The following is a 25156-nucleotide window of genomic DNA, read 5'->3' as shown; positions in this document are numbered from 1 at the left end:
TTCTATTTATACAACCTGTTTTACTTTATGTTAGAATATATTTAGTCTATCACGGGGGTGAAGAATCTTATGGTTGAAGAAACTATCTGTAAGGAAGAACAAAAAATTAGAAAAAAATTATCAGAACTGGAAGCAGATATAAATAGAACAAAAAAAACTTTACAAGAAGATATTAAACCATTAAATTTTTTATTTGATGAGATTTTGACGAAGAACTCCAAATTTATTGAAACCATCAAGAAAGAAATACCAGATATACAAAAAAAACAAGAAGAATTAAATAATAATTTAGAAAGCAATATAAAAAAACTAAAAACTTTTTCGAAAAAGTTCGAGGAAGACATGGCAGATTTCAAAAAACAACAAGAAGAAGAATTTATAAAAATATTATCGATTTCTGATGATAAAATAAAAGAACGACAAGATGAATTTACAAAACATATCAACAATCAGAAAGATTTGATAGATAGTGAATATATTTCTTTTAATAAGTCTTTAGAAAATTTTGAGAAAAAATACAACACCGTTATTAACTTGTATGGCTCTTTAGAAAAATTAAAAGTCGAATTAGATAACAATTACTTAAACGAAGATAGTTCGATAAACAAGTTGAAAAGTGAATTGAACTCTATTTATGATGATTTAAACTTGAAAGAAGGAACTATTAAAAAATTCTCAGAAAAAATCAGCTCTCAGATAAAAAGCTTAGAAGAAAAAGCAAATTCTTTATTAGACATAAGAAACAACATTTTAAAAAATTTTGAAGATACATTAGAAAAAAAAGAAAAAGAGTTTGAAATTTCTTTTGAAAAACAAAATGAAATAATTTCAAGAAGTATTCATGAAATGGAATTATCCAGAAATATTTTTCTTGGAAATTTAGAAGATGAAAAAAAAGAAATTTTAAAAACTAAATCTGAAAACATGATTATTTTAGAGCAAAATAAAGATATTAAAATTGAACTTCTCAAAAACAAAAAAATTAATATATATTTAACTACTGCTAATGTAATATTTTTCATAAGTCTTATTCTGTTCCTAATATTTAAATAATGTTAGCTAACACCGACCTTATACCTTCGAAAGAAAAACGCTTTTTTACAACTATTCATGCTTGTTTTAGAATTCTTATGTTTTTATGACTGTCAAACTCATACGAAAATCCCCAATTTGGGGATTTTTTATCAAGTTGTATTTTACTTGCGTTTGAAGATTTTATGCACTTGATCGATATTGTAAGTACTTATCACATCTTTTGTTTTAAACCAACCTTTTAGTATCTTTATATCCTTATATTTTTCATTCAGTCTATCACTTTCACCAAACTGTCTTAATATATCTTCCTCTTTTAATCCACGGGCATATCCGGGTGATTTACTGTAGTCTGTAATACCGATATATATGTAACCTGGTTCCCCTATACTATTTAACTGCCTATTGATAACATGAAAGCACAGAATTTTCGTCCCCTCAACACCAACCTTAAGGTAAAGGAGAGAGAATGTATCTATATAATGTAGGAACTGTCGTAATTATATGGCTCATTGTTTTAGGCGCAATTAACGCTGGTATATCAAATGGATCCATTGGTATGATTTTTTTAGGAGTGATTATTCTAATTTCAACTATAGCCGTAGAACAAATAAGAAAGGAGAAGAATAAAGGAAAGCAAAAAAAAGAAGAATGGAAACCAATTCAAGAAACAAAAACAAACCTCGAAGAACAAAGTCCCGAATCACAAAATGAAGCTCAATCAAAAGAACGAATTGTTGATGAAAACACAATAAAACCCAAGCCAACTTCTAATCAAAAAGAACCTAAATCAAGTAAAATAAAAGATATATTTGCAAATATCGGTTGGTTCTTTCTGGTTTTATTGATTATTATGATTCTTAGTGCAATATTTGAATTTCTTAAATCTTTATTCGGCTTTTACTGATTGAACTAAAATCTCATCACCTAGTGTATATTTTATAGTACTTATTTATTTAACCTAAACCAGAAAATGATATAGAAAAAATGTCTGTCGACCTCCAATAAGGTAAAAAACCCAGGGGATCGACAGACAAGTGCTAAAAGTCACAAGATCAATTTCATAAGTATTTGAATTGATTTTTAACAATTTCTCAAAGTTTTGCTTGACAAATGTAATTTTTTATGATACACTTTTTATCGTGAACCTATGAGTATCTATCCTACCTTTAAGGAATAAAAACATAAAGTTTTAATTTGTTTTTCAGCAGATTTTTCGTACCTATCCTACCTTTAAGGAATAAAAACACTCCTTCGCTAATCTTTCACGCTCATACATAATTGTGTGCCTATCCTACCTTTAAGGAATAAAAACTCTGTTACCGAATTATAAGAACCATCAACGTAGAATTCTAGTGCCTATCCTACCTTTAAGGAATAAAAACCACGGGAACAAGATCCATTCAATGTTGCAGGGAAAAAAAGTGCCTATCCTACCTTTAAGGAATAAAAACAGGAATATTTATTCTTACATAAGTGTTAAAGCTTTTCGCCCGGTATCTATCCTACCTTTAAGGAATAAATTTTGCCGCTTTGTGCAAAAACTTTTTTCATAATGCTTTAGAATTAACTTCCATATTCTCGTTTGCTTTGCAAACGACGTTTGTATCTTAGCCTACCTTTAAGGAATAAATTTTGCCGCTTTGTGCAAAAACTTTTCTCATAATGCTTTAGAAACTCTTTCCGAATTCTCGTTTGCTCTGCAAACGACGTTTGTGTCTTAGCCTACCTTTAAGGAATAAATTTTGCTGCTTTATGCAAAACGCTTTTTTGCTGATCTGTGCAAAACGTTCTCTTCATAATGTCTTAGAATCAACTTCCATATTCTCGTTTGCTACGCAAATGATGTACTACGCAAACGACGTTTGTATCTTAGCCTACCTTTAAGGAATAAATTTTCTGATTTGAACAAGACGCCTTTAACTGGCGTTTTTTATTTTTAGCTATAAAAAAGATAAAAGCTTCTACAACACCGATAAAATAATAAAAAACTAAAATTACAGTATAACTGCCTCATAATAACATGAAGGTAGTTTAAAATACCAAATATCTAGTTAAAAGGTGGTGATTAGTCAATTTACGGTCTAAAGTAATCAAAAATTTATAATTCATAGAAAGGGGGTTGAAGTTTGGTGGCTAAAATTTTTCCTGCAATTAATGCAATAAGTGAAATGAAAGTCCCCCCCACTAAAGGTGAGTGGGAGATTCTAAATTTTTTGAAAGCATATCCTGACAACGAATTGGAGGTCTTTTTTCAACCAAATATAAACGGAGATAATCCAGACATTGTATTAATGAAAAAATCGCATGGAGTATTAATTATAGAAGTTAAAGACTGGAATTTAGATAATTACTACATTACTCCTCCTAACAATACCAACGATCACAAAAATAGTGATAATTTGAGCGATACCCGTTGGAGTTTAAAAAGTGACCTGACCCCAATTTCCTCTCCTTTTAAACAAGTTGAAAATTATAAAAATACAATTTTTACTATGCACATTGAAGGGTTGGCAGAAGAGGCAATTAAAAATCCCAAAATTTATGGGATTGTAAAAACAGCTGTATTTTTTAGCAACGAAAACACCAGAAGAATAAAAGAGAAATTTAGCAAATATATCACAGAGCAAAATGGAATAATGAAAAGCAAATATAGTTATATAATTACTCAAGATCTGTTAAATAGAGATTACTTTTCAAAGGTAATGAAAGATTCTTATTTGGATTCAAACTCTAAGAGTAATTATTTTAATGACGATCTATATGGTAAGTTCAAAAGGATTTTATACCCCTTTTTTCATTATATGGAATACGCCAAAGAGGAAATTTCCTTTTCAGACGAGCAATTGCCAATTACCGCAAGCAGACCTGGGCCTCAAAAAATAAAAGGGGTTGCTGGTTCAGGGAAAACTTTAATCATGGCACAAAGAGCTATAAATGCTTATAAAAGAACTAATAGTCCTGTTTTAATACTTACTTACAATATAACGTTAGTCAATTACATAAAAGAAATGATGAATAATATACCAGAAAAGTTTCAATGGAACGATTTTATAATAACTAACTATCATGAGTTCTTAACCTCCCAACTGAACAACACTTGTTTTCCTATAATTAGTGAAAAAATATATAAAGATGTAAAGTTTTTTGAAAAGAACAAGGAAAAATTTGAAAAGTTTCAAGCCATATTCATTGATGAAGCTCAAGATTTTGAATACGACTGGTTTAAGATAATTAAAAATTGTTTTTTAGCAGAAAATGGTGAGTATGTTCTCTTTGCAGATGAAAAGCAAAATATTTATAAAAGAAAGATGGGGCGGGATAAAAAGCCAGAAACTAACATTCCGGGGTCATGGAAGGAACTAAAGAATACGCACAGAATTAATAATGGATTGATTCAAATAATAAATAGTTTTCAGAAAGAATTCTTAAGTAAAAAGTACACTTACGAACAAATTGGAGGATATGCAAACCAAAAAATACCCTTTGGCTCTTATTATTATAATTATTATTACTTAGGTGGAGAAAAGCCAAATGTAGAATATACAATTCTGAACATATTACTCAATGAATTAAAGCTGTTAAACGTGAAGTCAAAAAATGTTGGGATTCTTAGTTCAAAGGTTTGGATTCTTAGAAGGTTGGAAAAAATTTACGTTGAAAAAGAGAAATCACGCACACATACAACCTTTGAAGATCAAGAAACATTCGAGAAAATAGTAAAAAATCTAAAAAATCAAATCAAAGATTACGATAAATCTATCTTTAAAAAAAGATTAAAGATAAAACTTGATAAATTCCGAAAAAGCAAGAAATACAATTTTAATTTTAAATACAATTCGATTAAGTTAAGCACAACTCATAGTTTTAAAGGACTAGAGGTAGATACTATATTTTTAATAATAGATTCCAAAGACAACGAGGAAGTGGTATACACAGGCATGACAAGGGCTTTAAATAACCTAATAATCATCGATTTAGATAGAGAAAACAGGCAAATTTATAAACATTTTTTTGAATCTTACAAGCCCAAACTCAAGGGCGTCTCTCAAATAATAAATTAAAAATTCAAAGCACTATAAATATGGTAACATACATGTATAATCTTAACAAATAGTCATATTGCAAGATTTTTTACCGAGGTACAGGTTATATAGATGACATTATAGCAGGGCTTTGGGGGGATTAATTCGTTTAGAAACATACAAAAGTCTAAAGATGATTAATATTTTAATAACTGCCTGCTAATATAATGAATACAAATAAAGGAGTGGTTATATGAATTTCTTCTTGTATGGATTTATTTTTGCAGGTTCGTTTATTGTTAATATGTTTGTTCAAGAAGTTATGGAAAATAATTACAAAGCTGTTTTTGAAAATGAGTATCAAAAAATTCAACAAGCAAAAATTGAATTAGAAAAATATAAGAGATATATAGATAACCAACTTAATTACAAAATATTAATAGATAAACATTATCAATCATTAAGAAGAGCAAATAGTTTAAATCAAATAAAAAATCTAATAAATAATAAAATAAGTAATCTAAAAAGTTTAGCTGATCAAATTTCAAATGAAATAAAAGTGCTAAACAAAAGAATTAACAATCTTGATTATCTTGACAAAAATCTAGAAGATGAAAAAAATAGCTTAATCCAAATGCATAGAAAGACAGTAGAAGAAATAAGAAATTTAAATTCAGAAAAAATCAAATACTGTGAAAAAGTAAAAGAAAATAATAGAATTACTCACGAATATAAAATCCTTATAAAAGAAACATGTGGACAAAGAGGAAGAGAATGGTATTACAGAAATTACACAGCAAAAGGAAGAAGATAGAAAATAGAAGATAAATAAAAAATGAAAGGAGAGTTTGTATGGAAGAATCTAAAAAAATTGGTGAATTAACTAGAATAGAACCAAAAAATCAGAACTTTTTAAGAAGTATAAATGTTATTCAAAATACGTTGGATACAATAGAATCTGGTATGAGATACAATTATGAAAAGAAAAGGATAAAAGAAGAAAGCAGAGTTTTGAGAGAAAAAATAAGAAGTGATAGAATTAATTATGGTCAAGAAACAAAAAGATTGATAAATGAATCAAATAATGAAACAAAAAAGATAATAAAAAATTTAACCTATCAAGAAACAAAAGAAAAAGAAAAAACAAAAAGATATACTGCAAAATTGGATTTGGCAAAAGCATTAATACAAGAAAAGAGTCTCCCAAATACTGAAAAAATAAGAATATTTAACAGAATATTAGATGATTTAGAATAATAATTGCCTTAGGCAGCAAAAAAATTAACATAAAAGGAGGGTTTAAAGATGGTTGATACTTTGATAGCGACGGTTGGAGCTAGTTTGTATGTAAACATAAGTAAAGACGATGAGCTAAAAAAGTTGTATGAATCAGAAAGACTAGAAGAACTTGCAGATAAACTTTTAGATAACAAGATAAAGCAAGAAAATGAAAGGATGTTAGGGGCTGAGATTAACTCTGTAGAAAGCATTATAAAAGAAGGATACATTGAAGAAAGAAAAAATTTGTACTTTTTGGTATCTGATACAAAAACTGGGGAAAAAGTTGGTAAGCTTTTAGAAGCATACTTTAAATATTCAAAAGACTCTTCGTTTGAAAAAGTAGAAGTTAAGAAGATAGAAAGACTGGATGATGAAAATAGAGAAGATTTTAAAAGATATGGCTTAAAGAATCTAGTTAAAAGTATGTCTGCAATACTTAAAGAACATGGACCTTCTACGATTATAAATGCAACAGGGGGATACAAGGCTCAAATAGCATTTGCCTTGGCTCTCGGTCAAGGAATGAATATACCAGTTTATTATCAATTTGAAAGATTCCCTACTGTAATAAAACTACCACCATTACCATTAAGTCTTGATTACAAACTGTATCTTGACTACTTGTATTTTATCGATCAATTTGACGATGAGGGTTTTATTGAATACACTCCTGAGATAGCTAATCAGTACAAAGTTTTGGACGAGCGGTTAACGCCTTTGTTTAACTTCGGAGATGTCGATAACGTTAAATACATAGAATTAAGCCCTATGGGACAAGTTTTTATTGAATCTGCTAAACAATTTTTCAACCTGACAAAAAAAAATCAATTAAGCCTAAAACATAGAAAAAATGATCTTATAATGCAATATTCCAACTCCGAAGAGCATTCGAAAAAAATAATTTTAGAATACAATTTAGAGGACAAATTCAAAAAGCTGGATTTCATAGAGAAAGTTTACGTAAAGGGCGGTAACGAAAAAGAAGTATCAGGAAAGCGTAATCAAGTAAAAATCTTTGGTGACGAAATCAAAATAATCTTAAATACGAAAAAAGGTACACTGTATCTTGGAGTCCAAACAACGGCGGAAAATGCTGAAGAAATGCTTTTGGCTAAAGAAAAGATAGAAGAGTTTATAAACAACAATTTTTGACCATTGTGTATAAATTGTGGTATAATTTTCTCAATTACGTAAAAATCATGTCAAAATCCAGGAGGTGAATCATGCCTGATATTTTCAGTAGGGAAAAGATTTATGGTATTCTAAAAAATCGTTATTCAGATCTACCAAATGATTGGATCGAGAACAACGATTTTTTCAAGCAAAAGCCTCTGACCGTTTTATCTTACGATGTGGACAGCATCAAGAATTATATCTTCAGTTCCTCTGAGTTTAAAGCTATTATAGGCGCAAGCAAGATGGTCTCAGATTACGACGAAAAAGTCAAGAAGTTCTTAAGCAAAGAAAATTCTTACGTAGTTCATGCGGTTGGCGGAACAGGCTTAGCGGTAATATTAAAAGACGATTCTAAACGAATTGAGGAAGAATTAAGACAAAGCTTTAAAGAGATTGTACCAGGTGGCTTTTTAACAATTTCAAAGGTTGATTTTTATCCTTCAGAATTGATACACGGTTTAAAAAAAGTAGATTTAAACACCTCGCAATTAGAAAAAGAGTTTAATCTTAAGTTCAACAACCTCACGGAACAGACAGATTTTTATAAATTATTTTCATTGTTAGCCTCAAATATGAGGGAAGAGAAAAACTCAAAAAGTACGGAGATGAAAAGAATCACCCCTGAATTTGACCTCTGTGAAGCTTGCAACACTTATCCCGCCTCAGAAATTATCCATAGAGCAGCTGATCCTAACGAATCCAATACAATGAAAGTATGTGAAATATGCAAAAAGAAGATAGACTCAGGAGAAGAAAAAATAAAAAAAGAAAAGTTCGCAGACTCACTTTTGGACATTGACACAGAGCATGTTAAAGAAAATCAGACGGATTGGCTTGGGGTCATCTACATCGATGGTAACAACTTAGGAAAAGTCTATTCCCGAATAAAAACTGACAAAGAATACATAACATTATCAGAAAACATCGAAAACGCAGCTGAAAGCGCTGTTAAACAAGTTATAAAAGAAAAGAATTTGGAAAACAAGTACGCCGCTCCGATCCTTGGTGGAGACGACATAATGCTTTTTATTCCAGCAAAGCAAGCAATTGATATATTTTTAAGGTTAGATGAAATTCTATCTGAAAAATTCGGGAATATCGATGGCAAAGGAAACGGCATAAGTTACTGCGGGTCTATACTTTTTTGTAAAAAGAGTATGCCGTTAAAAATGATATTTGAGGCTTCGAGCAATCTTTTGAAGCAAGCTAAGTCTAAGTTTTACAATGATTATAAAAACGGTCAAACAGAGAAAAATTACATAGCTACAAGGGTATTATGGAACAATAGTACAGAAGTTAAAAGTGAGGAGTTTTTCAGCCCTAACAACGATATTAAAGAAATTATGGCAGAAGGAATGGATATTAGTTATTTCAAAAGTTATCTAAAGTTGTTGAAAAAATTAAATAGTGACGAGAAGAAGTTTTTAATAAAGGTTGTGAAGTTGATGAATGAAATCTCTCCTGTAATTAAGTTGAACATTAATTATTTCTTCGTAAAAAATATTAAAAACGTCCAACACGAACAAAGATTAAAGGAATTGTACACATATATATTTTTTCCAGAAGAAAATAGAACAAGAGTCTTAAGCTCTATAGATCTTTTAAATTTTATTGAAGAGGGGGAGAAAAATGAAAATAAAAGTGGCCATTGAAACAAAGTCCCCTTTGTTAGTTTCTGAAGAAGTTTCAAATATCTGGAACAAATCACAAAAAAGAGACATAAACTCAGCTTACATACCAGGCTCTGCATTAAAAGGTGCTTTAAGAGAAACCGCCGATACATTGACCCCATACAAACAAGAAGTATTTAGCCTCTTTGGAATGGAAGGTTCAAAGCAAGGGAAATTACAGTTCTCTAAGATAATTTGTAAGGATCCCTCATACATTGAAAAAACACACGTAGTACTCAATAGAAAAACCAAAACCCATGCTCACAACAAGCTTTTTAGTACAAACGCATTGGCTAACGGTAATATTTTGGAAGGTTATATTTATGTCGATGGTGAATTAACCGCTAAAGAAAAAGAGTTATTGGATGGATTGACAAAAATGGTTAAGAAAATCGGTGGGATGAAATCAGCAGGTTATGGATTGGTTGATATTTCCTTTGAATATCAAGATAGTAACTCAAAAGTCGAAGTAAGTACAGATTTTGAAAATTACGCACTTCTTGTTTTAGAACCATTAGAACCTTTTTTAGCTATAAAAGAGAGATCAAAAAACTACATGTACAAATCATCAAAAATTATCTACGGTGAAACAATTAGAGGGGCTTACGCTCAAATAATTTCCAATGATCCTTTATTTGAAAAGATAATTCTAAACGAAGAAGTAAAATTTCCAACAGTAGTTCCTTCCAAAGGAGATAAGGTAATGGCTCCATCTCCATCCACCACTATGAAAAGAAAGTACAAGAGTACTGATACAGGCATCTTCGATTTGGCTTTGGCAAAAATGGTCGAAAACAATATAAACATAGGTAGAAATTTACTGTCTTTAGAAGATATGTCGACTGATGGGGAAAGACTTGAAAATGTTGGGGGTTACCTCGATTATTTCAACAATTCAATAATTAATGTTGAATCAGATACCAAACAGTATACTCAAACTGCAGTTTCCAGGCAAACAAGAGCCACTAAAGCAGGACAGTTACGAAGTTACATCACCGAACACTTCGAAAAAATGGTTGGGATAATAAGATCCTCAAATAAGGAATATATAGAAATGATTGCCAGGATCGATAGCATCTCCGTTGGAAATTCAAAAACTAGGGGTTTTGGAAAAATGAAGGCAAAAATAATCCCCTTACATAATCTAAAAGAGCAATTCGAAAAAAATATAAAAAGTTTCACAGAAAGTGTAAAAAGACATATAAAATCTGAGAGGACATATATTCCACTATTACTCACATCTGATCTAATAGTTCCTGTTGGTAAAGAGTTAAAAGATCTATTTAGCGGTTTTGAGGTAAATCAAACTATTTATCGAAAAGACACTTTTTCCTCATGGAATACTGGAACAAACAACACTAAAACTTTCTATGAAACATTAAAAGCAGGATCGGTAATCATTTTGGAATCTGAGAATGAAAATTGTATAGAAGAAATTTGGCAAATGTTTTTAGATGGTTTGGGGCACAGAACAGGAAGCGGGTTTGGAAGTTTTTTGGTAGTAGATTATTCAAAATTGAATACCGTTGGAGGTGTTAAATAATGTTGTCAGGAGAAGAAAAAACGTATCTCATAAATGAGATGAAGAAACTGATGGATGAGCATGGCAAAAAAGCTCCAAAAAATACGCAGATTAGAAAATACGCAGCTACCGCAATTAAATCAGATTGTAAAGAGGAATTTTTAAATTATCTACACTACCAAATTGGAAGAGCTTCAAATAATGATGAAAAAACTTATTTAATGATTGTTTTAGATAAACTAAATGAAATAGAAAAGAGATTTAAATCAGATGAAATGTACCTCAAAGCCTTGGGGTTATTCTTTGGTTACATGGCGAGGTATAAAAAATATCTCGATGAGATAAATCATAATCGAAATAATCAGAAATCCCCCGCAAACAACAATTATCCTAATAAAAAGAATTTTCCCCCCAACAAGACTAATGAATACGGGAAAAGGAGATGATTTTAAATGTTAGCTTTTGATAAATTTGTGAATAAGTACTATGTCAATGTAGAAATCATCGCCCAAACACCAATACATGTGGGATCAGGTGAGGAAGGTTTATCCCCATTAGAAGTCGATAACAGCGTACTAAAAGATTCACAAGGGAACGCTGTGATACCAGGTTCAACTTTGAAAGGTGTTTTTAGATCAACCTTAGAGCAAATACTAAAATTCAAAAATATCAACGTTTGTGAAGAAGAAAATGGTAAACCATGCATCGATCAAAAGGAAAGGAAGAAATATAAAACTGAAAATGAATGGTTTGCCCACATAGAAAAAAACATTTGCGAAGTTTGCAATCTTTTTGGTTCTAACTCTTTTTCTTCTAGGGTTTTTTTCAGTGATGCGATAGCAGATCAAAATCGGCAAAACATAGAAAATAGAGATGGTATAAAGATCAGAAGAGACACCGAAATAACTGCAGACAAGGCCAAATATGATTACGAGATCGTATCTGTCGGAACAACTTTTAAAACTGACATTTTGATGGAAAACGTAGAAGATTATCAAGTTGGATACATTCTATTTCTCATTGATATGGTGAACAACGGACTTGTAAGATTTGGAGGTAAAAAATCAGTAGGCTTAGGTAAGCTAAAATTTAATTATAAAATTAGCTCCATAGATTTAGAAGATATCACTCAGGGTAGATTCGAGCCCCAACCGTTAGATCCCACTAGAATAGAAGAAATAAAAAAGGCAACTTTAGATTATTTATCAAAAGCTGGTGAAAAAAATGTTTAAAACGATAAGAAATTTTCATATATTCCATCTCAAGATAACCCCCAAAAGTGGTTTTCACATAGGTTCTGGTGACATAGATATAAGTCCAGTAGCTACCGATGCACAATTTGTAAGGCTAAACACACCTTGGGGAAGGACTGTCTACATACCTGGAAGTTCTTTAAAAGGGGTTTTTAGAGCGGATGCAGAGGCATTACTTAAATCTATGGAGAAAGAAGCTTGTGAATTTACTGTAGATACAAATAAAGATTGTGGAGGTAAGCAGGAAATAAAAAATTTTCAAAAATCCGAAGAAATATACCCTAAGGTATGTCATGCATGTAAAATGTTTGGAAACATGAAAATGGCTTCCGTTGTGAGATTTGAAGACTTCTTCCCTTTCGAAGGTGATGATGGGGATGACGAAAAATCAAGGAAAATAAAAGAAATAGAAGAATACACTTTTGTAAGAAACGGAATTAAGATTGACAGGTTTACAGGAAGCACTGTAGGAGGTGCGTTATACGACTTTGAAGTATTAAACGGTGGGAATTTTTATGGTAATGTACTTCTAAAAAATCCTGAAATTTGGCAGGTTTTGATGTTCTACAAAACGATAAACAATATAAATGATGGGTTTGTTAAAGTTGGTGGTAAAAAATCTAGAGGATTAGGAAAGTTAGATGTTGAAATCCAATCGTTGGAGATATATTCTACAACTAAAAATGCCATAACTTTCACTACATTTGAAAATGGTCGCTTTATGAACAAAAACGTTGAATTCAACTTCCAAAATGCTGAAAAGGAAGATGATTTAATAGGTTTAAAAATCAAGATTACCAACAAAGATGAAATTAAAAGTTACTTTGATCAAATGTTGACAAAACTACCCGAAAGTTGGTGATAAGATGAATATAATCTTTGATAACTTTGATAAAAAGCTAAAATGCGAAGTGATCTACAATGATTACAAAGAATTCGTTTATTTAAAGTTGACTGTTGAAGAAGCAAAGGAAATCTTTGATAAGTTAAAAACCACAAACTACAAAGATTTTTACTTTAGAGCATTTGCAAAAGAATTTGACTACATCTACAACCACGGTGAAGAAATTTCTGATCTGGAAGGTATAGAACCAAAAGAGGAACTATGCTTAAATCCCAAGATTAAAAACTTACCCAAAACAAAAGTCAATGGCGTAAAAAAGGACAATTTTCCTGTTTATTTTAGGATGGGTTATATACAAGGAGATGATGATTAATGCAAGACTACGATTCTCCAAAAGGGTACTACTATGTGCATAGAAAAGAACCGTCAGCCCCTGTAGCAACGACGGTAAAACATTCTGATATATACAAAGATCCCAAATTATTCTATGGAACCTTAATCGGATACATAAAGACACACAAGCCTCTGTGTTTCACCCAAAACTTGTTTAAATTTCAAAATGAGAAACCTACTTACTTATTGCAAAGAGAGGGTGGAAAAATTGTTCTGCCTGGTTCCCAACTAAAAGGGGCTATAAAAACATACATGCAGGCTTTAAGCGAGTCATACGATGAAGAAAACAAAAACAACTCTAACAAGGTGGATTTAGTTAATTCAATTACAGGAAGTATGGATTATTCTTCAAGGCTTCTCTTCAACGATATAATAATTGATGAAAAAAAAGCAAAAACAAAAATTATTGATGGAAAGCAACAATGGAATCAAAAACTTGAAAATCGCTACCCATCGATCCGTTTGTACAGCCACAATGATCACGAAGATTTGGATCACAAAGTTCTATTTGAGGTTTTGCCCACTAAAACGTACTTGGATTTTGAAATACTCATCAAAGGACTGACAAAGGTTGAAATGGGATTGTTGTTTTTGGCGACGGGAATTGTTCCCAAATATATGTTTGATCTCAAAATTGGAAGGGGTAAAAACTTAGATATGGGATCGGTACGTTTTACTCCTTTAAAGTTAATTCAACCGAATAAATCATTCAAAAACACAAGAAAAGTTTACGCAGAAAAAGAGTTAGCCCAATTCATATATTCATGCGGTAATGCATATCTTAAAAATATGAGTGAAGCGAACAAAGAAAATCTTAATCAAATAATAGAAGACTCAAAAAGAAGTGATGGCAAATGACAGACAAAAAAGCGATAATAAAGGATGCCCAGAGAATCGCCGATAATTTCGCAGTAAAAATAGATGATCTTAACGGATTTATCAACACTATAAAAGGCAACATAAATTTTATTAAAAATTATGACGTTGATGAATTTTTAGCTATCAATGAAAATAAAGTAGATAAACATATCATTAGAGACCGATCAGCCTTCAAAATGCTTAAAGATGTTGTTAAAGAAAGAAAAGCCAAGTACACTAAAGAAGAACTCTTAAGTTTTTTAGGATATCTTGCTCGAGAATTAACATATTTCAAATCTAAAAGTTAATCTTAAATAAAGTCTGTTGGAACCCCGTTGGGGCCTCAACAGACTATTTTTCTTTGACTATTTTTTATGTATTAGGTTCAGCTTTTGTATTTATCAACTCAACGTATTCAGCAAAATATGAAAATTCCTGATTTTTCTTTGGATCAAAATTAAGCTTTACCTCCGGTAAAAAAGTAATTTTTTTATGGGCTATGATCTCTGAAGTATCTTTCAAATTTATGAAATTATTAGATTTAAAATAAAATTCAATGTTGTTTTTTGATGTAATGAAGCCAAAGCCTCTATCTTTAAAGTATATCTTAATTGTTCCTTCTTCTTTAGGCATAAGTTCATAAAAGTATTTGTCGATCTTTTTCTTTACCTCTTTATTTGAAACATTGAGAACTTCCTTTTCAAACTCTTGAATTACAAAATTGTCCGTAAATTTGTAACCGTATTTGTCCATTACTTTTTTAAAATAAAAGTAAAATAATTTCGAATCTTCTACCTCACCCAGCTCTCTCAAAAGATTTGAAATATACCAGAAAGATCTGTACAAAATATTAAGATTTCCATCCGTTTTAACAGATTTTATATAATACCACAGAGCTTTTTTCTTGTCTTTCTTTTTCAATGCTTCAGCAATGTATTGATCTATAATTCCATTTTTTAACTCGTTTCTGAGAATTTTAAGCCAAGTTATAGCTTCTTCTAGATCCCCACGAAGAGCCTTTGCGTGGTAATATTTACTCATATGCCAATATTTATTTTGACTATTTGCAAAGTTTGGTTTTTTTGATTCGGTTTTTTCATAAAAGCTAAGAAACCTATTGAGATCTTTTACATGTAAAAGTTTTGCAGTATAACTAACATAACTAGCTAAAATAGAATCCAAAGGCTTTTTCTCAGGATTCTTTTCGTTCGGCCTAATTTCGTTGTCTAGGTTGTCAGGATTAACCAAGGATAAATAGTAAATTTTTTGATCCAATGAGATTTGGCTATTTTTAACGTTTTTTACGAGTAAATCTACCGTTCTTGAATACGAAGAATATTTATCAGTACCGTCTTTGTACATTTCTAAAAGTTCTTTTAATTGTTTGTAGTATTTAACATGAAAATTAGGATTATTTTTAAAATATTTGTAATATAGTACCCAAGAATATTGATTTTTTACGAAATTAATGCTTTTATCATTATTTTTTGATTCATGTGTATATTGCTCTAGGCGTCTTTTCCCTATTTTCTCAGCTTCATCAAGTTGGTTCTCCGTCCTCAACCTTTTTATTACTTGAGACAATTCATAGTTATTTAATTTATCATATTCTGACATATCCATGAAAGACCCTTCCTTTCGTTTTTTTATACTGTAATTATATTATATTTATTCACATTAATGCAAACAATTAACCAAAGACTCTACTACCGTTGAGAGTAAAAATAAAATAAAATAAAAAGGAGAATTGAATATGATAACCGGAACAATTATAGAGTTGATGGTGATTTTTACAATATTAGGTGCAATAATTCGAAGTTTCGGACCTCTTATTCTTATATTACTAATTATAGTCGGTATTGTTTATTTATTTTCTCGCAATGATGATAAATAGGATAAACTAATTTATAAACTTAATTATTTAAACTCTAAAAAGTAAGCTTATTAATTTTTGATAGTCACTTCAGAAATAAAGTAATTTTCAAAGGAATTCTAGGAATTTTTTTAAAGTTGGTTGAGAATTTCCAAAGAGTAAAAAAACCTATGTGAGGAGGTATTAACATGGATGAAAAGTGGAAAAGTTTGATAGAAGAATATAAAGATGATTTAAGAATTCAAGTAGAATGGGCTATTGATGAAGCGTTCAATACCAACGAAGGAATTGTTGATGTTATCCTTGATGAAAACGGTAAAGCGTATATAGTCAATTCACCTTCTACTGAAACAATAGCCAGTGAAGTATCATCTGGAAAAGCTATTTATATAGGTCGTTTTGATGCCAAAGATTATGACTTTAAAAATATTATTCACAATTTAAAAGAAGAAGAGTTAAAAGACCTATTTGAAGAGTATGAGAATCAAGAGTATTTAAAAGAATATGTTAAGACTTTCAAAGATTTTGAAGACCCTAATTTTTTTGACACTCTACCTAAAGAAATTAAAAGCTACGCATATTGGAATATTTTCAATCGTTTAACTTATGAGTTTTACAAAGAAAATAATTTAGAATATAATTGGGACCTTGAGGCAGAACTTGAGGATGGAGGTTATATTTCTGATACACCAGTTGTATATGACATCAATGAAGATTACCAAGATCTTGAAGATCTAACTTTTGAAGATCTTATTGATGATGATGATGATGATTTTTAGGGCATTTTAGTTTTTTTCAATTGTCTGTCGACCTCCAATAGGGTGAAAAACCCAGGGGATCGACAGACATGTGTTAAAAAGCAAAAAATCGATAATAAATATTATATAATTGATAAAACCGGATTCAAAAATGAGAGGTGGTGTTCTATGGGAATACCCTTAGTTAGCGATAAATTCAAGAAAGAAGAATCTAAGTTAAAAGCCTTGTTGAACGATTATTTAGACCTTATCAATGGGAATTCTTTTTTGATTAAAGATAAAATTGAGGAAGTGAAAAGCGAATTCGAAACACTTTTCAATTTTGTGGTTGTAGGTAAAGTTAAAGCTGGTAAAAGTAGTTTTTTAAACGCTTTACTTGGAATTAAAGAAGGAGAAGAGAGTATCTTCGAGGTTGGACCAGGACCTCAGACTTCCAAAATAACAATCGTTCGAAAGGGTCAAGGGAACGTTGAAACAAGAGGTGATATGGTTACAATCTACAAAGATTTGGATTCTTTGGAAGGAATAGAGATAATAGACACCCCAGGAACGGACACAATAATGGAGAAACATGAAAAGATTACCAGAGATTTTTTAGAAAATAGCAATCTGATAATGTTTGTTTTCGACTCGAAAAATATATATACAAAAAGCGATTGGGAGTTGATCGAAAAGATCATCAAGGATTTGAAAAAAGATGTCATCTTTATTCTCTCCCAGAAGGATAGAGCTTCACAAGAAGAGATAGAAATGGCTAAAAAAGAGCTTATAAATAGATGCAACAAAATAGATTTGAAAGATCCCAAAATCTTTTTAACTTCAGCTAAGCTAGAAATTGAATCTAAACCTGATAGTGGGTTCCAACAGGTTAGAGATTATATTTTTAACGAAATAGGTAGTCATGACAAGAAAAGAATGAAATTGAAAACAATTATAGGTAAGATTAGATTTTCCGTTGACCAAAATAGCAACATTTTGAACGAAAAAATCGATGAATTGGAAGTTCTTGAGAGATATTATGAAACCCTTAATGCATTTTTGGGAGAGAATCATTCTTTTTTTAATATTAGGTTTGATTCAATTAATGATGCTATAAAAAATTATTACTTGAATAAGTTAACTGATTTGAAAGATTCAATCTTAAACTTTTATAAGACGCAGAAAAAAGTGAAAGAAAATATCGAGTATGAGATTTCTCAATTCAAAAAAGAAGTATCAAAAACCCTGAACGATAGAATAACCAGAGAGATTTTAAACATTACTGATGAAGAAAAGAGCAGAATAAATAGATTTTTTGATAAGAAGGAAGTTGTAGATAGATTAGGAATCGATCCTTTCTTAAGGGAAAAGTTAAAGTTGGATGTTGATAAAGAGTTTATTATTTTTTCCAATGATTTAGAAAAAGAAATCAACAAAATTTTAGATAGAACCTTTAAAACAGTAACGTTTAAAAACAAAAATCTGTTGAACAGGTTATACATCTCAAGAAGTGTTCAAAAAAGATTGGATAATGAAATTTCTAATCAAATGAAGGCTTTAGAAAATACACTTAAATCTAATGTTGAATCTTTTTTAAATAGCTTACAGGTAAAAATGCAAACAAGTATGTTTGAAAACTACGAGGCATTTAAAAAGGAGATAAATAAGCTAGAACATTTCAAAGATCTAAAAGAAAGAATTGATGGATACTCAAGGCAATTGGAAGATATAGAGTCGTCTCTTAATAGTAAATCTTTTTAGATTATCTTTTTTATGATATAATATTTCTATATTTTTAGGTTTGTGGAGGTGCTTTCTTTTTTGTTTGATCCCAATTTTATTAGAAATATAGCAATAATTGCACATATTGATCATGGAAAAACAACCTTGATGGATAGAATACTGGAATTGACACATTCGATAGACGAAAGAAATATGAGAGAACAGTATTTAGATTCAATGGACCTTGAAAGAGAGAAAGGAATTACTATAAAATCACATCCGGTCAAGGTTTTTTATACTGGAAAGGATGGAAATGAATATGAGCTGAATATTTTGGACACTCCTGGGCATATTGATTTTACCTATGAAGTTTCGAGAAGTTTGGCAGCATGTGAAGGTGCTATTTTACTGGTCGATGCCACACAAGGTGTTCAGGCTCAAACCGTTACTAACACGTATTTAGCCATGGAAAACAATTTGGAGATCATTGGTGCAATAAACAAAATAGATCTTCCCACTGCAAATATCGATGAAACGATGTTGGAGATAAATGATTTGGTTGGTATTGAAGCTGACTCAATAATCCCTATTAGTGCTAAAACTGGAGAGGGCGTTACAGATTTACTTGAATTGATTATTCAAAAGGTCCCTTCTCCTCTTAGCAAAGGCAATACTTCAGACAAGTTGAAAGGTCTAGTATTCGATGCTAAGTATGATAAGTACAAAGGTATCATCGTTTATTGTAGGATATTTGGTGGTAAGGTAAAAAAAGGCGATAAGATTAAATTAATGGCTTCTAATGCGACCTATGAAGTTATCGAGGTCGGGATTTTTCACCCTGAGATGATAGAAACAGAGGATCTGTCCGCTGGAGAAATAGGTTATATTGTGGCTGGAATAAAAGATATTGAGCAGGCAAGAGTAGGAGATACGATTACTGATGCACTGAATCCCATAGAAAAACCCCTTCCTGGATACAAAGAAGTAAAACCGATGGTTTATGCGGGACTTTATCCAGGTTTGCCAGAGTATTATGAGGAGTTAAGAAAGGCTCTTGAAAAGTTGAAATTGAACGATGCTTCTCTTGTATTCACACCCGAAAGTTCTCCCGCTATGGGATATGGTTTTAGAGTAGGTTTTTTAGGCTTACTTCACATGGAAGTGGTTAAAGAACGTTTACAAAGGGAGTTTGAACTCGCCGTTATACTCACTGTTCCTAGTGTAATTTACAAAGCCAAGCTAAGAAATGGGGAAGAAATAGAAATTACAAATCCTTCAGAGTTTCCAGATGAAGATTTGATAGAAAAAGTTTACGAACCTTTTTGCAAGTTGGATATTATCACGCCACCTGATTATATGGGAGATTTGATAAATCTTGCTCAAGTCGAAAAAAGAGGTAATTTTTCTCATGTATCAAATGCAGGTAAAAATAGGGTGGTTTTGCATTTTGAAATTCCTTTGGCTGATTTGATCTTCGATTTCTTCGATAAAATGAAGGCTATCAGTAAGGGTTACGCCTCTATGGATTACGAGATAACAGGGTACAAAGAGTCTAATTTAGTGAAGTTAGAAATTTTAATAAATAGAGAGAAAGTTGACGCCTTATCTTACGTTGTTCATGACAGTCAAAGCTATACACTTGCAAGAAAATTAGTGGATAAATTAAGAGATTTAATTCCCAGGCATCAATTCGAGATACCTATCCAAGCATATTGCAAGGGTAAGATAATCGCAAGATCCACTATTAAAGCCTTAAGAAAAGATGTCCTTCAGAAGTGTTATGGTGGAGATGTGACCAGAAAGATGAAATTGCTAGAAAAGCAAAAAGAAGGTAAAAAAAGGATGAGAGAGATTGGTAAAGTCAATATTCCTCAAGAGGCCTTCCTGGCTTTGTTGAAGGTTAACGAAGATGAAGAATAAATTTGGAGGTGTCAGAGTTGGCAGGAGATTTAAAAGAGAGTAAAAGTAAAGGTCGAAATATCTACAGAATAATCCTATGGATTGCCGGTTTGGCTTCTTTATTTGTGTTTTCTTTGGTTATTAACCAACCGTGGATTCTTTTTGCTATAACCATTGTAGCTCTTTTGAGTAAAGAGTGGCTGCTAGCGTTTATCATCACTGGTATAAGAGGTACAGGTATTTTTGGAGCCATGGGAGAAGTTGAAATGTTGTGGGTTACATTATGTATCTTTTTTATATTCATTTGGGCTCTTTTCAGGTTCTTCTTTGATACGGATAGATTTTTGAGAAAGAAGGTGCGAAGTTTACACGCAAATCACAATCGAGAAGGGTAAAATCATAAGGTCAGATTTATAGTATCATTTTTTAAGTTTCCCGTCCCACAAATTATATAGGGGGGAACACATATGAAAATTAGAACAAAGTTAAACTTTTTCGTTCCAGTAATAGTAATAGTCGGGGTTATAAGTATAATTCTTGTATCTATTTTTTATCAAGGCAAGGTTTATGATTTTCAAAACGAAAACTTTGTAGAACAGATAAATTATAGTTACTTAAGCGAGTTAAAAAACCTTGAAAACTCTTTAAAAAGAACTTTAGATTCTATTTTGGCAAATGAAGAGATTGCAAAAGCTTTTGCAGAGAATGATCGACAAAAGCTTCAAGAACTGACCCTTCCGATTTGGAACACGCTAAGGGAAAATAATATTGAGCAATTTCAATTTCACAAAAACTCTGTTACTTTTTTGAGATTACATGACACAGGACAATACGGTGATGATTTGAGTTCTTTCAGGGAAACAATAAATCAGGTAAACAAAACAAAAGAACCTACTTCAGGCCCTGAAATTGGAAGAGCTGGATTAGGTTTTAGATATGTAGCTCCAGTGTATTATAATAATGAATTTCAAGGTACAGCAGAATTGGGTTTATCAATAAACAAGGAACTCTTAGAGAAAATTGACGGAGACTCTGTCCTTAAAATTTTCGATAATGACTTAAGTGGTGAAGTAGAAATTTTTGAATCAAATAAATATGATCTTTCTTTATTCACCAACAATGTAGAATCAATAAAATCCGGAAATGATTTTTTCTACGATATAAAAGATAATTATTTAATGGCCATGTTCCCCCTAGTAGATTTTAGTAATAAAGTAATAGGATATGTCGGGACAAAAATAGATTACAGTGAAATTATCTCTAACAATAACAACGGGATATTTTATTCTATAATTATCAGTTCTGCTATTTTGATTATAATTATTTTAGTTACTCTACTTATATCAAGAAAACTAGTTAAAGAAGTTAATTATTTGAAAAATAAAGTAAACGATTTTTCAAATGGTAATTTGGTTTTGGACTTTTCTGACATGAATTTAGATAGTGAATTTGAGATAATAGCTAACTCAATCAAAGAAGCAGTGAATAAGCTCAAAAATTCAATGATGAGAATAACTCAAATCTCTCAAGACTTTGGAATTTTAAGTGCCAATCTTGCGAGATCTTCACAAATTTCTAAAGAGCATTTGGATAACACTAGTCAAAAAACAAAAGACATCAATTACAATTCACAAGATACAGATGAGAGAATTCATGAGGTACGTCAAAGTATTGAAGATTTAACCACTGCAAACGATAATCAGGCAAAATCAGCACAAAATCTAAACGAAATATCAAATGGAATACACCAAAGTTCAGATGAAGGAGTAAAAAATATTGAAAGAATGAACGAAATGTTGTTCGAAGCTGTAAAAAAAGCTGAAGAATCAATGAAAAATTCAGAAATCCTATCCAAAAATTCTGAAGAAATAAAAGAAATAATAAACACAATAGATAGTATAACTGAACAGACCAATTTATTAGCTTTGAATGCTGCCATAGAAGCAGCTAGAGCTGGCGAAGCTGGAAGAGGCTTTGCTGTAGTAGCGGATGAAATACGAAAACTTGCAGAAGAAAGTAAAGAAGCCACAGAAAACATAGCAAAAATAATAACTGATCTAATTGTAATATCTCAAAAAACAAATCTTTCCAATAAAGAAACATCAAATCTCATAGAAAAAACAGAGGATGAGTCTCAAAATGTATTGGGACAGTTTGAAGAGATGAATTCAAGAATATCAGAAATGAACGAAATAATTGAAAATTTCTCTGCCAATACTGAAGAAACAACTGCTACAGCAGAAGAAATAAGTTCAAACATGAATTCTGTTTCAAAAATGGTCGATCAAATAAGAAATAGTGTCGAGGGTATTACTAAAGATACGGATATTCTATCCAAAGATAGTGAAAATTTAGTTAATGTTTCAGAGCATGTTTTTACTGGACTTAATGCACTTATAGAAACTGTATCAACTTTTAGTTTATACAATAACGAGGAGAAAATAAAAGAGTTTGAAAAAGCTATAAAAGCTCATCAAAATTGGGTTGATTTATTTGAAAAGAAGTTAAAGGATCCTAATATTGATTTAGAAAGTAATCCAGATAGATGTAGTTTCGGTATTTTTTCAAAAACATTTCATATCGAAAAAGAACTAGCTGATGATTGGGCACAGCTCTTAAGATTACATTCCCAATTGCATAAAAAAGCTGAAGAACTTGGAACAAGAGAAGATAAACAAGCATTGCTTTCTGAAGTAAAAAGGATTTCAAGTGACTTGGAAAAAAGCCTACAAAATATGATAACTAAACTGAAATAAAAATGTCTCTATGTGTAATACCAAGTAGCTCATACAATCGTGTGGCAGGAGGTGGATGATTGAATCATCTACCTCCTGCCATCTTTTGTTTTTTATAATTAATTTTGTTTAATGTTGTATTTTCTTTTTATCCTTTTGATCTCGTCCCGGTACCTCGCTGCTTCTTCGTATTTTAATTCGGAGGCTGCTTCGTACATTTTTTCTTCAAGCATAGCCAAGTAATCATCCGGAGAGAGGTTCTCCTCTACAGCGAATATATAATCTTCTTCTTTTACCTCGTTATCTTTGAATGGTGCAAACATGTCTTCGGGTAATTTTTTAATGATACTTTTTGGAGTGATGTTGTTATCTATATTGTATTGAATCTGTATTTCTCTTCTTCTGTTTGTTTCATCGATGGCAGTTTTCATCGCCTCCGTTATTCGGTCGGCGTACAGTAATACCTTACCTTGAACGTTTCTTGCAGCTCTACCAATCGTTTGAATCAACGTTGTTTCAGACCTTAAAAATCCTTCTCTATCTGCATCCATTATGGCAACAAGAGAAACTTCCGGTAAATCTAACCCTTCTCTAAGTAAGTTTACACCAACAACTACTTCAATTTCGCCGTTTCTTATTTTTTTTATTACCTCTGACCTTTCAATTGTATCGAGTTCAGAGTGTAGATATAGTGATTTAATGCCCATTAGGTTCAAGTGGTCTGAAAGGATTTCTGCATCTTTCTTCGTTAAAACCACCGCTAGAGCCCTTTCTCCTCTTTCTACAACCTCTTTTACTTCGGAAATGAAGTCGTCTACTTGCCCTTCTGTCGATTTTACTTCAACCTTTGGATCTACAAGTCCCGTAGGCCTGATTATTTGTTCAACTATTTGGTCTGATACTTCCATTTCGAATGGCCCCGGGGTAGCTGATACAAAGATAATTTGATTGGTTCTTTCCAAAAACTCTTCGAATCTTAAAGGTCTGTTATCTAAAGCTGACGGCAATCTAAATCCGTAGTCAACTAAGTTTTTCTTCCTCGCGTAGTCCCCTCTGAACATTGCCCTTAACTGTGGTACCGCTATGTGAGATTCGTCAATAAAGGTAACAAAATCTTCATCGAAGTAATCCAAAAGTGTCCATGGAGAGTCTCCAGGATTCCTACCATCGAAATACCTTGAATAATTTTCTATCCCTTTACAGTATCCCAATGTTTGAAGGAATTCTAAATCTTGTTTTACCCTTTGCTCTATTCGTTGAGCTTCTAAAAGTTTGCCTTCCCTTTTGAAATATTCTATTTGGGATTGCAGATCGGCATTTATTCTTTCAATAGCTGAAAAAATCTTTTCCTGACTGGTTACAAATTCTTTCGCTGGATAAATAGTAATTTTATCAAATTCTTCTATTATGGTTCTGTTGAATACGTCAAGTGCTTCGATCTTTTCGACTTCGTTATCGAAAAAAGTTACCCTTATTCCAAAATCTTCGTAAGGAGGGAATATCTCTAAAACATCCCCTTTCCATCTGAACGTTCCACCGAGATAATCTTTTTCTTGCCTTGTGTATTGCATTTTACCAAGTTTAATTAAGATTTCTCTTCTAGAATACTCTTCATTCACTCTCAGATAAAGGTTTATGTTTGAAAAGTCATCGGGATTGCCCGAGGCATAGATAGCTGAGACGCTTGAAACTACAATTACGTCTCTCCTTGTTAAAACTGATTTTAACGTTGAGAGCCTCATTTTAACTAAAATATCGTTTATGTCTGCATTTTTTTCTATGTATATGTCTCGAGAAGGGATGTACGCTTCCGGTTGATAGTAATCGTAATAACTTATAAAAAATTCGACTCTATTTTCCGGGAAGAACTCTTTGAATTCGTTGTATAGTTGAACGGCTAAGATTTTATTCGGAGAGAGAACTAAAGTTGGTCGATTCACGTTTGCAATAATGTTGGCCATTGTATAGGTTTTACCAGATCCAGTAACGCCCAGTAAAGTTTGGAACCTATAATTTTTATTGATCCCAGAAGAGAGTTCTTCTATTGCTTTTGGTTGATCGCCTTGAGGTTCGTATTCGGAACGAAGCTTAAACATGATAAACACACCTCCATCAAACCTCTGCTTTAAATTCTAA

22 protein-coding genes and 1 CRISPR repeat array are annotated in these 25156 nt (G+C 31.5%); of the genes, 20 read left to right on the top strand and 2 right to left on the bottom strand.

Features of this window, described 5'->3' with window-relative positions; genetic code table 11:
• Positions 1-69: 69 nt before the first annotated feature.
• The 14 genes from X926_RS00385 to X926_RS00320 all read left to right on the top strand — a co-directional run bounded on the left by X926_RS00385 (position 70) and on the right by X926_RS00320 (position 14362).
• Positions 70-1053, top strand: a complete 984-nt coding sequence (locus X926_RS00385) for a hypothetical protein (protein WP_103064528.1) — start codon at positions 70-72, stop codon at positions 1051-1053.
• Positions 1054-1501: 448 nt separating this feature from the next.
• A complete protein-coding gene (locus X926_RS00380) occupies positions 1502-1939 on the top strand; it encodes a hypothetical protein (RefSeq protein ID WP_103064527.1) in 438 nt (145 codons plus the stop codon).
• A 250-nt stretch (positions 1940-2189) separates the two neighbouring features.
• Positions 2190-2558: direct repeats of the CRISPR family, unit length 26 nt; unit sequence CTATCCTACCTTTAAGGAATAAAAAC.
• A gap of 606 nt (positions 2559-3164) precedes the next feature.
• A complete protein-coding gene (locus tag X926_RS00375) occupies positions 3165-5096 on the top strand; it encodes a DNA/RNA helicase domain-containing protein (RefSeq protein ID WP_123821435.1) in 1932 nt (643 codons plus the stop codon).
• A gap of 214 nt (positions 5097-5310) precedes the next feature.
• Positions 5311-5871, top strand: a complete 561-nt coding sequence (locus tag X926_RS00370) for a hypothetical protein (RefSeq protein ID WP_103064525.1) — start codon at positions 5311-5313, stop codon at positions 5869-5871.
• A gap of 38 nt (positions 5872-5909) precedes the next feature.
• Positions 5910-6314, top strand: coding sequence for a hypothetical protein (locus X926_RS00365; protein WP_103064524.1), 405 nt, complete (start codon positions 5910-5912; stop codon positions 6312-6314).
• A 48-nt stretch (positions 6315-6362) separates the two neighbouring features.
• Positions 6363-7490 carry a putative CRISPR-associated protein gene (locus X926_RS00360; RefSeq protein WP_103064523.1) on the top strand — a complete coding sequence of 376 codons (1128 nt, stop codon included), beginning with the start codon at positions 6363-6365 and terminating at the stop codon, positions 7488-7490.
• 71 nt (positions 7491-7561) lie between these two features.
• Entirely contained in the window at positions 7562-9166 is a 1605-nt protein-coding gene (locus tag X926_RS00355; protein ID WP_103064522.1) for a hypothetical protein, read from the top strand.
• Positions 9144-10727: an RAMP superfamily CRISPR-associated protein gene (locus X926_RS00350; RefSeq protein ID WP_103064521.1), complete on the top strand. Its 1584-nt coding sequence runs from the start codon at positions 9144-9146 to the stop codon at positions 10725-10727. The genes X926_RS00355 and X926_RS00350 overlap by 23 nt, the downstream gene beginning before the upstream one ends.
• Positions 10727-11152, top strand: a complete 426-nt coding sequence (locus X926_RS00345) for a hypothetical protein (RefSeq protein ID WP_103064520.1) — start codon at positions 10727-10729, stop codon at positions 11150-11152. Before X926_RS00350 ends, X926_RS00345 begins: the two co-directional genes overlap by 1 nt.
• A 6-nt stretch (positions 11153-11158) precedes the next feature.
• Positions 11159-11938, top strand: a complete 780-nt coding sequence (csx7, locus tag X926_RS00340) for a CRISPR-associated RAMP protein Csx7 (RefSeq protein ID WP_103064519.1) — start codon at positions 11159-11161, stop codon at positions 11936-11938.
• The gene (locus tag X926_RS00335; RefSeq protein WP_103064518.1) at positions 11931-12821 is read left to right on the top strand and encodes an RAMP superfamily CRISPR-associated protein; all 891 of its coding nucleotides are present in this window, start codon (positions 11931-11933) and stop codon (positions 12819-12821) included. Before csx7 ends, X926_RS00335 begins: the two co-directional genes overlap by 8 nt.
• 4 nt (positions 12822-12825) lie before the next feature.
• Positions 12826-13176 (top strand): hypothetical protein, encoded by a 351-nt coding sequence (locus X926_RS00330; protein WP_103064517.1) that lies wholly within the window; start codon positions 12826-12828, stop codon positions 13174-13176.
• Complete coding sequence (locus tag X926_RS00325) at positions 13176-14054, top strand: RAMP superfamily CRISPR-associated protein (RefSeq protein WP_103064516.1); 879 nt, start codon at positions 13176-13178, stop codon at positions 14052-14054. Before X926_RS00330 ends, X926_RS00325 begins: the two co-directional genes overlap by 1 nt.
• Positions 14051-14362, top strand: a complete 312-nt coding sequence (locus X926_RS00320) for a hypothetical protein (protein WP_103064515.1) — start codon at positions 14051-14053, stop codon at positions 14360-14362. The genes X926_RS00325 and X926_RS00320 overlap by 4 nt, the downstream gene beginning before the upstream one ends.
• 64 nt (positions 14363-14426) lie before the next feature.
• Here the strand turns inward: X926_RS00320 and X926_RS00315 are convergent, their stop codons facing one another.
• Complete coding sequence (locus X926_RS00315; protein ID WP_103064514.1) at positions 14427-15677, bottom strand: hypothetical protein; 1251 nt, start codon at positions 15675-15677, stop codon at positions 14427-14429.
• Positions 15678-15807: 130 nt separating this feature from the next.
• On the opposite strand from X926_RS00315, the gene X926_RS10105 reads away from it, so the two are divergent.
• The 6 genes from X926_RS10105 (at position 15808) to X926_RS00290 (ending at position 23041) form a co-directional block, all read left to right on the top strand.
• Positions 15808-15948: a hypothetical protein gene (locus X926_RS10105; protein WP_158245157.1), complete on the top strand. Its 141-nt coding sequence runs from the start codon at positions 15808-15810 to the stop codon at positions 15946-15948.
• A 167-nt stretch (positions 15949-16115) separates the two neighbouring features.
• Entirely contained in the window at positions 16116-16706 is a 591-nt protein-coding gene (locus X926_RS00310) for a hypothetical protein (protein ID WP_103064513.1), read from the top strand.
• A 147-nt stretch (positions 16707-16853) separates the two neighbouring features.
• The gene (locus X926_RS00305) at positions 16854-18425 is read left to right on the top strand and encodes a dynamin family protein (protein WP_103064512.1); all 1572 of its coding nucleotides are present in this window, start codon (positions 16854-16856) and stop codon (positions 18423-18425) included.
• A 60-nt stretch (positions 18426-18485) separates the two neighbouring features.
• Complete coding sequence (gene lepA, locus X926_RS00300) at positions 18486-20306, top strand: translation elongation factor 4 (protein WP_103064511.1); 1821 nt, start codon at positions 18486-18488, stop codon at positions 20304-20306.
• A 17-nt stretch (positions 20307-20323) separates the two neighbouring features.
• A complete protein-coding gene (locus X926_RS00295) occupies positions 20324-20680 on the top strand; it encodes a hypothetical protein (protein WP_041534120.1) in 357 nt (118 codons plus the stop codon).
• 72 nt (positions 20681-20752) lie between these two features.
• Complete coding sequence (locus X926_RS00290) at positions 20753-23041, top strand: methyl-accepting chemotaxis protein (RefSeq protein WP_103064510.1); 2289 nt, start codon at positions 20753-20755, stop codon at positions 23039-23041.
• 98 nt (positions 23042-23139) lie between these two features.
• On the opposite strand, the gene uvrB is transcribed toward X926_RS00290, so the two are convergent.
• Complete coding sequence (gene uvrB, locus X926_RS00285; protein WP_103064509.1) at positions 23140-25116, bottom strand: excinuclease ABC subunit UvrB; 1977 nt, start codon at positions 25114-25116, stop codon at positions 23140-23142.
• Positions 25117-25156 lie beyond the last annotated feature (40 nt).

The organism is Petrotoga sp. HWHPT.55.6.3 (assembly GCF_002895495.1).
GTDB classification, from domain to species: domain Bacteria; phylum Thermotogota; class Thermotogae; order Petrotogales; family Petrotogaceae; genus Petrotoga; species Petrotoga mobilis.
The sequence above is the reverse complement of the archived record's forward strand: the minus strand, read 5'-3'. Positions and strand labels throughout refer to the sequence as shown.

Bases quoted from the DNA above. Each gene is read 5' to 3' on its own strand.
- X926_RS00385 (WP_103064528.1), top strand. From the start codon at position 70: ATGGTTGAAGAAACTATCTGTAAGGAAGAACAAAAAATTAGAAAAAAA.
- X926_RS00320 (WP_103064515.1), top strand. From the start codon at position 14,051: ATGACAGACAAAAAAGCGATAATAAAGGATGCCCAGAGAATCGCCGAT.
- X926_RS00330 (WP_103064517.1), top strand. From the start codon at position 12,826: ATGAATATAATCTTTGATAACTTTGATAAAAAGCTAAAATGCGAAGTG.
- X926_RS00380 (WP_103064527.1), top strand. From the start codon at position 1,502: ATGTATCTATATAATGTAGGAACTGTCGTAATTATATGGCTCATTGTT.
- X926_RS10105 (WP_158245157.1), top strand. From the start codon at position 15,808: ATGATAACCGGAACAATTATAGAGTTGATGGTGATTTTTACAATATTA.
- uvrB (WP_103064509.1), bottom strand. From the start codon at position 25,116: ATGTTTAAGCTTCGTTCCGAATACGAACCTCAAGGCGATCAACCAAAA.
- X926_RS00315 (WP_103064514.1), bottom strand. From the start codon at position 15,677: ATGGATATGTCAGAATATGATAAATTAAATAACTATGAATTGTCTCAA.
- X926_RS00355 (WP_103064522.1), top strand. From the start codon at position 7,562: ATGCCTGATATTTTCAGTAGGGAAAAGATTTATGGTATTCTAAAAAAT.
- X926_RS00360 (WP_103064523.1), top strand. From the start codon at position 6,363: ATGGTTGATACTTTGATAGCGACGGTTGGAGCTAGTTTGTATGTAAAC.
- X926_RS00335 (WP_103064518.1), top strand. From the start codon at position 11,931: ATGTTTAAAACGATAAGAAATTTTCATATATTCCATCTCAAGATAACC.
- X926_RS00345 (WP_103064520.1), top strand. From the start codon at position 10,727: ATGTTGTCAGGAGAAGAAAAAACGTATCTCATAAATGAGATGAAGAAA.
- X926_RS00305 (WP_103064512.1), top strand. From the start codon at position 16,854: ATGGGAATACCCTTAGTTAGCGATAAATTCAAGAAAGAAGAATCTAAG.
- X926_RS00370 (WP_103064525.1), top strand. From the start codon at position 5,311: ATGAATTTCTTCTTGTATGGATTTATTTTTGCAGGTTCGTTTATTGTT.
- csx7 (WP_103064519.1), top strand. From the start codon at position 11,159: ATGTTAGCTTTTGATAAATTTGTGAATAAGTACTATGTCAATGTAGAA.
- X926_RS00365 (WP_103064524.1), top strand. From the start codon at position 5,910: ATGGAAGAATCTAAAAAAATTGGTGAATTAACTAGAATAGAACCAAAA.
- X926_RS00325 (WP_103064516.1), top strand. From the start codon at position 13,176: ATGCAAGACTACGATTCTCCAAAAGGGTACTACTATGTGCATAGAAAA.
- X926_RS00290 (WP_103064510.1), top strand. From the start codon at position 20,753: ATGAAAATTAGAACAAAGTTAAACTTTTTCGTTCCAGTAATAGTAATA.
- X926_RS00310 (WP_103064513.1), top strand. From the start codon at position 16,116: ATGGATGAAAAGTGGAAAAGTTTGATAGAAGAATATAAAGATGATTTA.
- X926_RS00350 (WP_103064521.1), top strand. From the start codon at position 9,144: ATGAAAATAAAAGTGGCCATTGAAACAAAGTCCCCTTTGTTAGTTTCT.